Consider the following 10,634-nt stretch of genomic DNA (forward strand, 5'->3'; position numbering starts at 1 on the left):
TGATTTAGGACTGTTGTTATAAATAACGCACCTTAGGTTCGCCTAAGGTGCGTTTTTTACTATTTTGTGAAAACTATCTATCAAATTTTGTATATTGATGGGGCCCAGTTTCGTATCTACAACTTAGTCCTCCGTATGTGTACAAAAATACTGCTAATGTGCATATAGACATTAATTAATATCGATTGTTATACTATAGGTAAAGTAAGAATTTTCTCACATTGTTTATGTGTATATAGAGGCGTGTATGAATAGTATTTTTGATATTATAGGGCCTGTCATGATTGGCCCGTCTAGTTCGCATACAGCGGGTGCTGCGCGGCTAGGTAAGATGGCGCGGTGCATTTTCCGTTCCACACCTAAAAAGGTAGATTTAACCTTATATGGCTCTTTTGCTAAGACTTATAAAGGCCATGGTACAGACCGTGCCTTGATTGGGGGCTTATTAGGTTTTAAAGAGGATGATACGAATATTCGTGTTGCTCATAAATTAGCTGAAAAAGAGGGCATGGAGTATAACTTTATCGAGTCTCCTCTTGATGTAGGTCATCCTAATGTAGTTCGTTTTGATATGTACGATGAACATAATCGTCATATGACGGTGATTGGTCGATCTCTTGGTGGCGGTCAAATTATGATTACCGAAGTAGATGGCAATGATATGTCTATTACTGGCGATGAGTTTACTCTTGTTGTATTCCATGAAGATAGACCTGGCGCCATTTCTTTGGTGAGCCAAGCATTGAGTGAGTCCGATATTAATATTGCAACGATGCGTGTATTCCGTAAGGGTAAGCACAAGGATGCAGTGATGGTCATTACTACAGATACAGTAGTAAATCCTATTACCGTTCAGTTTATGCGCGAGTGTCCAGGCATTCAAGATGTCATGACCTTTGAAGCGTTATAGGAGGGTGAATAATGAGCTATGCATATGATACAATTGCAGATATTATTCGCTTAGCTGAGGAAAATAACATTTCCTTTGGCGAAGTAGTGCTGCGTTATGAATTAGAGAATTATGACCGCAATGAAGAAGCGGTTATTCGTGAAATAGAGCATCGTTTAGACATCTTTGAAGGTTCTATTCAAGATGGTATAGACTATGCAGAAAAAACAGCGTCTGGTATGTCCGGTGGTCAGGCGGCACAGCTTAATGGCCAAGCACCAAGATTTATGAGTGATATTGCGTATAAGGCTATGACCTATGCTATTGCTGTTAATGAAGCAAATGCAAAGATGTTCCGCATTGTTGCGTGCCCTACGGCTGGATCTTGTGGTGTTATGCCTGGTGCGGTGAAAGCAGTAGCGGACCATTACAAGCTAGATAGAGCAACTATGGTAAAGGGCTTCTTGGCTGCCTCTGGCATTGGCAATGTCGTAGCGAATCGCGCTTGTGTGGCCGGTGCCGTTGGCGGTTGTCAAGCAGAAATTGGTACGGCCGCTTGTATGGCTGCCGGTGCCATTGTAGAAATGATGGGCGGTACGCCTCGTCAAGTAGGACATGCTATCGCATTGTGCATGAAAAACTTATTGGGCCTTGCCTGTGATCCAGTAGCAGGGCTTGTAGAGGTACCGTGCGTTAAACGTAATGGTTTCTATGCAGTTCATGCCATTACTGCATCTGAATTGGCTTTGATGAATATTGAAAGTCAAATTCCACCAGATGAAGTTATTGAAGCAATGAATAATATCGGTCGCGCTATGCCAGCAGCATTGCGTGAAACAAGCGATGGCGGCCTTGCGGTAACACCGACGGGTACAGCTATTGCAGAACGAGTGCAATCCTTATAGGATTGCACTTTTTTCATGCTTTCATTTGTAGTAAAATAAAGGTTAGACTAGTTCAGAAAGGAGTGTGCATGATGGAACAAGCCAATCGAATATTGACTGTATTAGAAGAAGCAGGTTATGAAGCCTATATCATTGGCGGAGCAGTGCGTGATATTTTGATGCATCAAAAGCCTCATGACTTTGATATTGTGACGTCTGCACGCCCTGATACGGTAATTGAAGTCCTACGCGGTCAAGGTATTCAAACGACAGACTTAGTAGGAAAATCCTTTGGTGTAGTAGTAGCTACACTAGAAGGAAAGCAATATGAAATTGCAACGTATCGCACTGAACGATATGGAGCGGATAGTCATCGACCAGAAGAAATCGCTTATGCCGATACCTTGGAGGAAGACGTGTTGCGTCGTGACTTTACGGTCAATGGCATGGCTATGAATCGTTTTGGTGAGGTCATAGACCTAGTAGGGGGACGTCGAGATATCAAGCATAAGACTTTGCGAACCATTGGGAATGCACAGCAACGCTTCGAAGAAGACGCATTGCGATTATTTAGAGCCTGCCGCTTTGTGGCAAAGCTAGATTTCTTACCTACCGAAGACTTATTAGAAGCTATGCCAAAGGCATTTCATCGTGTGCCTGGATTATCTCTCGAGAGAGTTCGTAGTGAACTGGACCGCCTCCTGTTAGAGCCTGCTGTGGCTAAGGGCCTTGATGTATTAGTACAATCTCGCTTGGCCGAGTGCTCTTGTCGCGTTGTAGAAAATGGCGTGGCTCGTGAAGTGCCTATTTTACCAGAGCTATACCATCTTGTGAATTTACCACAAGAAAAAGACTTTCACGAATTTGATGGTTGGTATCATACATTAGCCGTTGTATCTCATACAGAACCAGATTTAACATTACGTTGGGGTGCACTGTTACACGATGTAGCAAAGGGGATGCCTACGGTGCGTGCTGTGGTGAATGGTCGCCTCACAGATCGTGGTCATGATACATTAGGGGCTGAAATGACAGAAACCTTGCTTACTCGTTTAGGTTACCCTAAGAGTTTTGTGCGCCGTGTAGCTTGGATTGTAAAAAATCATATGCGCTTTCACTATTTTGTACAAAATGGGGAAGCTAATGAGAAGAAGTGGATCCGTAAAGAGGCTCGCAGCGGTGAGTTTCGAGATAGTCAAATTATGCGAATTGCATGGGAACAATTATCTAAGGTTTGTGCTGCCGATGTATTAGGCTGTGGGAAGCCTTATGCATCGACGGATGGCACCTTAGCCTTTGGTGAATGTATGGCAGATCTTAGCCTAGAGATGCCTATCCATACAAAGGATTTAAATTATGACGAACGAGTTATTAAGCTTGCAGGGAAAAAAGTGGGGGAAGGATTGCAGTATTTATTAGGTCAGGTTCAAAATGGGGTGATTCCCAATGAACCAGATGCATTATATGATGCATTAGACCATAAGTTACGCCGTCCAGTGGAGAAATGATGAAGTTATTAAATAAAGCGTTATTACGCATGAGTGATTGGAGTCGCACTACGTGGTGCCTTGCCATACTCATGACCGTTGCCTTCGTCCTTATCGGGCGTTTAGCACAGTTACAGGTCTTTGATACCTTTGACCTAGAGAAGAAAAACTTATTACAAGTTCAAGTAGATAGAAAATTACAATCGCCGCGCGGTACAATCTATGACCGTAATGGCAAGCCTTTGGCGATGAGTGTAGTTACAAAATCTTTATATGCGGATCCGAAGATGATTAAACAGTCTCCTCAAGAGATTGCGGATCTCATCTCACCGTACGTAACGATGTCAAAAGAGAATATTGTGAAAGCTTTGCAAGAGGATACCGCCTTTGTCTGGTTGAATCGTATGATGGATGCAGACAAATCAAAAGGGGTACAACAAGTTATTAAGGATAATAATATTGCAGGCCTCAATTTTGTTGAAGAATCTAAGCGCTATTATCCAAATGGTGTCTTAGCGGCACAAGTATTAGGCTTTGTCGGCACTGATGATAAAGGTCTTGATGGTCTAGAAATGGTTCTTGATGACGAATTAAAGGGGGGCGTACAACAAGAAATTGTAGCTACTGATAATAAAGGGAATGCCATCTTTGGTTCCGTACTATCTAAATTTTTACCAGATAAGGGTAAAAGCGTAACCTTAACCATCGATGCAACAATTCAATTTATTGCAGAACGCGCTCTTGATAAGGCGATGGTTGATACAGGAGCTAAGCATGCGAGCGTTATCGTTATGGATCCAAAGACCGGTGAAATATTAGCGATGGCCAATCGTCCAAGTTATGATCCTAATAATTACAACCAAAGTGGCGAAGAGGCTTTTAAAAATATTGCGGTTACCAATTTATATGAACCAGGTTCTACATTCAAACCTATCATTGCATCTGCAGCTCTTGCAGCAGGCAAATGGAAGTTAGACACTGTGTATAACGATAAAGGGGCCTTCGCTGCCAATGGACATATCATTAGAAACTGGAATGGTGAGGGATATGGTCCTGTTCGTTTGCTAGATATTTTGAAGTACTCTATTAATACTGGTATGGCTGAAATTGGTACATTAACAGGTGCAGATATTCTCTCGAAATATGTACGTGATTATGGCTTTGGTTCTGAAACAGGTATTGAATTGCCTGGTGAAGGAGCAGGTATTTTGTATAATCCAGAGGATATGAGTAAGCTAGACGTGGCAACCATGTCTATCGGTCAAGGTATTGCGGTTACACCATTACAAATGGTTCGCGCCTTTGGTGCACTTTCTAATGGTGGGGCTATGATGAAACCACATATCATCAAGTCTTATAGTAACTCTCAAGGCGATGTAACAAGTACGACTGAAACATCTGTTGTGGGACAACCAGTTCCGGAGGAAACAGCTAAAACCATTGTAGATATTCTAGAAAAAGAAGTATCTGAAGGTGGCGGTACAAAAGCGATGGTAGAGGGTTATCACTTCGGCGGTAAAACTGGTACGGCGCAAAAACTAGATACCAAACATGGCGGTTATCTCGACGGACAATACATTGCGTCCTTTATTGGTTTTGGCCCTGTAGAGGATCCAAAATTTGTAGTTCTTGTCGTTATTGATGACCCACAAAAGGGTTCTTATTATGGTAGTCAAATTGTAGCCCCTGTATTTAAGGACATCGTATCTCAGCTTGTACGGTATTACCAAATGAGTCCGTATGTTAAAGAAAGTACACCAGTAGCTGTTAAAGCTGCTAATACACTACCTGAACCAAAACCGGGAAGTGATGGTTCTGTTACATTGCCTAACTTTACTGGTTTTACCTATGGTGAAGTGCGTGATTGGTTACATAAGGCGGGACTTGCCTTTAAACCGGATGGAACTGGTACGGCTACATCTCAAGATGAAAGTAGCGGTACAACTGTTCAGGCTGGTACAGCAATTACTGTCCATTTCCGTAGATAAAACGAATTCGGTCATAATTAGAAATTATAGACAGTTCGTTATATAATAGAATAAGAGACTTAGGTGCCTCTCAGGAGGCACCTTATTTTATAGATAGTTTGAATGAATGGAGATACACATGATCGAATTACGCGGTAAAGCAGTAGCAGATGCTCACAAGGCGATTTTACAAGAAAAAGTTGCAGCAGTAGGAGACTCTGTAATTACTATGGCAGTATTACTTGTTGGTGAAGACCACGGTGCTCATATGTATGCTACATTTATGGAAAAGACAGCAAAGAATTTTGGCTATAGCTTTGTATTAAAACAATTACCTGAAACGGCTACACAGGATGAAGTGGTGGCAGCATTGCAAGAATTAAATAATGATGCGGCTGTTCATGGAATTTTACCGTTAATGCCGATGCCTAAACACATTGATACTGAGGCTCTTATCGATATGCTAGATCCTAAAAAAGATATCGATGGTTTAACTACGTATAATATTGGCCTTGTAACTGCAGGCAAAGGTGGTTTTGCCCCTTGTACTGCTAAGGCGTGTATGGCAATTTTGAATCACTACGATATTCCTGTAGAGGGGAAACATGTGGTAGTAATCGGTCGTAGCCAAGTTATTGGCAAACCAGTAGCTCTTATGACCCTTGGTGCACATGGTACTGTTACAATGTGCCATTCTAGAACTCCTGATTTGGCAGAGCAAGTAAAACGAGGCGATATCGTTATTGCTGCAGCGGGTCGTGCTCATATGATTACAGCAGATATGATTAAGCCAGGTGCTGTTGTTATCGATGTAGGCATTAATGAACTAGAAGGTAAGACGGTAGGCGATGTTGATTATGAAGCGGTAAAAGATATTGCGTCAGCAATTACTCCAGTGCCTGGTGGTGTAGGATCTGTAACGACTACTATGATGCTTGAAGCTGTATATGAGGCATACCATGCATGAGATGTCTATAGCAGAAGGTATACTTGATGTAGCCCTCGATACGTTACGACAACACGATGCATCTGTGATTCATTCCGTTCAACTCGATTTGGGCCTTATGAGTGGAGTAGAGCCAGATTCTCTCCTATTTTGCTGGGAAGCCGTTACAAAAGGGACTGCCGCAGAAGGTTCTCGTATAGAAATTAACACGATTCCTATTGAAGGAAAGTGCTTGGATTGTGATAAAACATTTCCTGTAGAAAATTATAAGTTTATCTGTCCCTATTGTGACAGTCATTTCGTACAAACCATTGGTGGCCGCGAACTACAAGTGACCTCCATGGATATCGATTGATAGAAAGGTTAGGACATGCAAGTTCAAGTTAAAACTAATGTATTGGCAAAAAATGATGCCATTGCAGAGTCCTTACAACAGTTGTTTAAGGAAAAAAATATTTTTGTATTCAATCTATTAGGTTCTCCAGGGGCTGGTAAAACATCTCTGTTAGAGGCAACTTTACATGATTTGAAAAAAGATTACCGCCTTGCTGTTATTGAAGGTGATTTATTTACTGCTAAGGATGCGGAACGGATTCATGAATTAGGCGTTCCTGTTATTCAAATCAATACAGTGGGAGGTTGCCATCTTGATGCACAAATGATTCAAGATGCACTAGGTGATTTAAATCTTGATGAACTGGATATGATCATTATCGAGAATGTAGGTAACCTTGTATGCCCTGCAGAATTTGAGATTGGTGAAAGCTTGAAGGTAACTGTATTATCTGTTACTGAAGGTGAGGATAAGCCTCTTAAATACCCATTAATCTTTAAAGCGTCAAAGGCTATCCTCATTAATAAGATAGATTTATTGCCTTATGTACCTTTCAAAAAAGATAAGGCCATACAAGATATACGTAATTTGAATCCAACAGGAGAGATTTTTGAAGTAAGTTGCACGGCCCATAATGGACTTGAGCCATGGTTGACATGGTTGCGTGCACAATTGGAGAGTAATCGATGAATCATTCTATTAAGAGCCGTATCGTAGCGGCACTTTTAGTAGGCTTATCTGCTACATCGGTAGGGTATGCAGCAGAGCCGGCTATTTCGACTGTGAAACAAACTGCGGTGGAATCTACAGAGAATGCAAATGATGTTGCACATACGGATGATAAGACAACTGTAGAAGCAGCGGGAATTGATGCGGCTAAGTCTGTTGCGTATATAGATAATGCACCGATTAAAGCTGTTAAAATCGATACAAAGACAAAAAAGGAAAGCACTAAAACAGGATGGCTAGCTGAACAAATGGCGGTTACCGAGTTTGGTGATTCCATACAGTTTTGGCAAGCAGCTAGCGAAAATGAAGGTCCATTGCCTAGCGTAACGCAAAATAACTTGGCTGATATTGGTAAGTCTTATACGGCTAATAATTTGCCAGCTTTAGGGTCTGAAGATGATTATGCTATTGATGGGTATCGCTTAGGAGATCAGTTTGTAGCGCCTAAAGATGTAGAAAAAACAGTAGTTCGTGATAACTTTACGACGTACTATATGAAAGACTTGGAGGTGACCGTTTATACGGGACCTGCTCAAGAGCGTTTAGTAAATAATCAATTACGCGGTCAAGGTGCTACTTATTTCTTTGAACCGAATACTATTACCAATATTCATAGTACGAAAAAAGGCGTCCACACTGTACGCGATATTGGTGTTGGTAGTACGCGCATGGAATTGGTATTTGCCTATGGCAGCCCTATTGCGATGTGGCGTGATTTGAAAAATGAAAGTTATATCTTCCTATATGAAGGTCATTCCGAAAATTCATGGTCTCGAAAAAAGGAATTTAATAGCTCGATAGAGAATACAAATAATAATAGCCAACAACAATCTATGCTAGGACAACAGAAAGAATATATTGCTTTCACCATCAAACAAAGCAATGTAGAGGCTGTTGATATGATTAGTGGTCAAGTATGGCCAAGATTTGGATTGCCTAAAGCTCCAGTATATGATTTTCAAGCAGGTAAATTGACTGCTGATGATTTTGTGTTGCGTGGCTATAAATTAAATGATTATTTTGTTAATGATCCCAATAATGATTGGAAACATCAAGGTATGTTGTTTGGGTCCACATTTATTGGATATAACGAATATGGCGTGAGTGTTGATAAAAAAAATCTCATCAATCGTGTTCTATTAAATATTTACACGCCTACTCGTCGCGGTATTGCGATGGGGGATACTAAATACTTATTGCTCTTTGTATATGGTATGCCTACTCGTATTGTTGAATCTACAACAAATGCGGGCACATCTACTGTATATGAATATAAAAATCCAGCGGCAAGCGACTCATATTTACAGTTTGCCCTAGATGATAAAAACCAATATATCAAATCCGTTATGTTATCTGACCGTCCAGTTAAGTAGGAACGGTTACAGCGAGGAGGCAAGGGATATGGTTACAGTTCAAGATGTAAGAGAACGTTGGGAACAAATTCAAGGTGATGATGAACGTATATTGTTTATCGTTGGTGGTCCTGGTTCTGGTAAAAGTTTGTTGATTCGTGAATTATCTGAACAAAAAGGTTGGAAGTACTTAGAGGCAAAACAACTTATTGAAGAAGAGTTTTTATTAGTACCTCGTGATGAAAGACCACAACTTGCAGAAGAAGTAATTCGTCGTGCATTAAGTCGCAGTGATACAGAAGTTGTTCTTATCGATGGTATTAATGTATTGTTTGCACCGATATTAAATTTAAATCCTCTTGAACTATTAAAGACTATTAGTAAAACATATCCGATTGTTGTAGGTTGGCGTGGTCATCTCGAAGGTGATCAATTATACTTAGAACACAATAATGATCCAAAACATGCGGTAGTGACAATCACTAAACCTGATCGTGTTATGGTTATTGATTAATAGAGTTATATTGATTGTTGAGGGCATTATATATTGCCATGAGTTATGACCGCATATAAAAGGCAGGTGATATCATGGACCAATATGTAATTGCCCTCATTTTAGGTGTTATAGAAGGTATAACAGAATGTATTCCTGTATCTAGTACAGGGCATATGATTATTATTGGGCCGATTCCTGTGATAATAGGTCTTTTGGTAGGCGCCCTTTTTATGATTTATGCAGAAAAAAGACGAGTGACTACAAGACTGGTAGATTCTGTAAATAATTTATCTATATACCAATGCTTCCAGATTGGGCTCTATCAAATGCTCTGTTTGTGGCCTGGATTTTCGCGGTCTGGCGCTACCATTGCAGGGGGCATGTTAATCGGTTGTACTCGAAGAGCTGCTGCTGATTTTTCGTTTATCATGGCTGTACCAGTCTTTATCCTCCTTTGGGTATTATCGGATAATAGTGGCTATATTAGCAATTATCTATCTTTATCTATGATTGCCAATGAGGAAAAAATGAAGTTTAAAAAGTTTAGAAAAAATACTTGCATAGGGTATCGTTTCATGTTATTATGATTAAGCACTAAGGGATACCGCAGTGAACGAAAAAAAGTTTTTAAAAAGTTCTTGACACTTAGTGGGACGGATGATAAAATACATCTTGTCGTAATGATGCTGGCGTAGCTCAATTGGTAGAGCAGCTGACTTGTAATCAGCAGGTTGTGGGTTCAATTCCTATCGCCAGCTCCATTTTATTTTGGAGGGATTCCCGAGCGGCCAAAGGGAGCAGACTGTAAATCTGCCGTCTTCGACTTCGAAGGTTCGAATCCTTCTCCCTCCACCATTTATAGCGGGGTGGAGCAGTTGGTAGCTCGTCGGGCTCATAACCCGAAGGTCGCAGGTTCAAGTCCTGTCCCCGCAACCACAAAAATTCACAGTGAAATGATCGTTCATTGTGCTGGTGTAGCTCAGTCGGCAGAGCGTATCCTTGGTAAGGATAAGGTCACCGGTTCAATCCCGGTCACTAGCTCCATACATGGCGGCATAGCTCAGTTGGCTAGAGCAATCGGTTCATACCCGGTGTGTCCGCGGTTCAAATCCGTGTGCCGCCACCATTAAACCTCACATTGATGAGGATTTTTTTATTTCTCCATAAAATATAAATTGAAGCTGATGAGTGTAAGGATTACATTTGTCAGTTTTTTTATTTTAGAAGAATATTTGTATTTTTAGAAGTTTTTCTATATATGGTATAATAATGTATAAGGGAATCTTATATTCCATTGATAAATTAGGGTTAATATATTATATTAATACTAGAATGTAATTTGTTTTTGTGAAGGAGGATACAATCCTAATGGCAAAAGAAAAATTTGAACGTACGAAACCGCATGTTAACATTGGTACAATCGGTCACGTTGACCATGGTAAAACTACTTTGACAGCTGCAATCACTAAAGTATTGGCTGAAAAAGGCCAAGCTGATTTCCAAGATTACAGCATGATCGATAAAGCTCCAGAAGAACGTGAACGCGGTAT

The 10,634-nt window shown here is 40.7% G+C and carries 11 protein-coding genes and 5 tRNA genes; all 16 read left to right on the top strand.

Annotated elements, in window-relative coordinates; genetic code table 11:
* The first annotated feature begins 247 nt into the window (after nt 1–247).
* A complete protein-coding gene (gene sdaAB, locus O3607_RS08720) occupies nt 248–910 on the top strand; it encodes an L-serine ammonia-lyase, iron-sulfur-dependent subunit beta (RefSeq protein WP_005385446.1) in 663 nt (220 codons plus the stop codon).
* Nucleotides 911–921: 11 nt separating this feature from the next.
* Nucleotides 922–1,794, top strand: coding sequence for an L-serine ammonia-lyase, iron-sulfur-dependent, subunit alpha (gene sdaAA / locus O3607_RS08725; RefSeq protein ID WP_295201262.1), 873 nt, complete (start codon nt 922–924; stop codon nt 1,792–1,794).
* 68 nt (nt 1,795–1,862) lie between these two features.
* Nucleotides 1,863–3,281 carry a CCA tRNA nucleotidyltransferase gene (locus tag O3607_RS08730; protein ID WP_371443702.1) on the top strand — a complete coding sequence of 473 codons (1,419 nt, stop codon included), beginning with the start codon at nt 1,863–1,865 and terminating at the stop codon, nt 3,279–3,281.
* Nucleotides 3,281–5,248 (top strand): penicillin-binding transpeptidase domain-containing protein, encoded by a 1,968-nt coding sequence (locus tag O3607_RS08735; protein ID WP_371443703.1) that lies wholly within the window; start codon nt 3,281–3,283, stop codon nt 5,246–5,248. The genes O3607_RS08730 and O3607_RS08735 overlap by 1 nt, the downstream gene beginning before the upstream one ends.
* Nucleotides 5,249–5,366: 118 nt before the next feature.
* Nucleotides 5,367–6,194: a bifunctional 5,10-methylenetetrahydrofolate dehydrogenase/5,10-methenyltetrahydrofolate cyclohydrolase gene (locus O3607_RS08740; protein ID WP_371443704.1), complete on the top strand. Its 828-nt coding sequence runs from the start codon at nt 5,367–5,369 to the stop codon at nt 6,192–6,194.
* Nucleotides 6,187–6,528, top strand: coding sequence for a hydrogenase maturation nickel metallochaperone HypA (gene hypA / locus O3607_RS08745; RefSeq protein ID WP_005385455.1), 342 nt, complete (start codon nt 6,187–6,189; stop codon nt 6,526–6,528). Before O3607_RS08740 ends, hypA begins: the two co-directional genes overlap by 8 nt.
* A 15-nt stretch (nt 6,529–6,543) precedes the next feature.
* Complete coding sequence (gene hypB / locus O3607_RS08750; protein ID WP_371443705.1) at nt 6,544–7,197, top strand: hydrogenase nickel incorporation protein HypB; 654 nt, start codon at nt 6,544–6,546, stop codon at nt 7,195–7,197.
* The gene (locus O3607_RS08755; protein ID WP_371443706.1) at nt 7,194–8,609 is read left to right on the top strand and encodes a hypothetical protein; all 1,416 of its coding nucleotides are present in this window, start codon (nt 7,194–7,196) and stop codon (nt 8,607–8,609) included. The genes hypB and O3607_RS08755 overlap by 4 nt, the downstream gene beginning before the upstream one ends.
* 28 nt (nt 8,610–8,637) lie before the next feature.
* Nucleotides 8,638–9,102, top strand: coding sequence for a BREX-3 system P-loop-containing protein BrxF (gene brxF, locus O3607_RS08760; protein ID WP_005379848.1), 465 nt, complete (start codon nt 8,638–8,640; stop codon nt 9,100–9,102).
* A gap of 74 nt (nt 9,103–9,176) precedes the next feature.
* Nucleotides 9,177–9,671 carry an undecaprenyl-diphosphate phosphatase gene (locus O3607_RS08765; protein WP_257846975.1) on the top strand — a complete coding sequence of 165 codons (495 nt, stop codon included), beginning with the start codon at nt 9,177–9,179 and terminating at the stop codon, nt 9,669–9,671.
* Nucleotides 9,672–9,769: 98 nt separating this feature from the next.
* Nucleotides 9,770–9,845, top strand: a tRNA-Thr gene (locus O3607_RS08770).
* A gap of 9 nt (nt 9,846–9,854) precedes the next feature.
* Nucleotides 9,855–9,939 (top strand) — tRNA-Tyr (locus tag O3607_RS08775).
* A 5-nt stretch (nt 9,940–9,944) separates the two neighbouring features.
* A tRNA-Met gene (locus O3607_RS08780) sits at nt 9,945–10,020 on the top strand.
* 32 nt (nt 10,021–10,052) lie between these two features.
* Nucleotides 10,053–10,128: transfer RNA gene (locus O3607_RS08785), tRNA-Thr, on the top strand.
* A gap of 5 nt (nt 10,129–10,133) precedes the next feature.
* Nucleotides 10,134–10,210: transfer RNA gene (locus O3607_RS08790), tRNA-Met, on the top strand.
* 242 nt (nt 10,211–10,452) lie between these two features.
* Nucleotides 10,453–10,634 (top strand): GTP-binding protein (locus tag O3607_RS08795; protein ID WP_371443707.1); only part of this gene is annotated, 182 nt, incomplete at its 3' end.

It is taken from the genome of Veillonella sp. 20925_1_51 (genome assembly GCF_041431445.1).
Classification (GTDB): domain Bacteria; phylum Bacillota; class Negativicutes; order Veillonellales; family Veillonellaceae; genus Veillonella; species Veillonella nakazawae.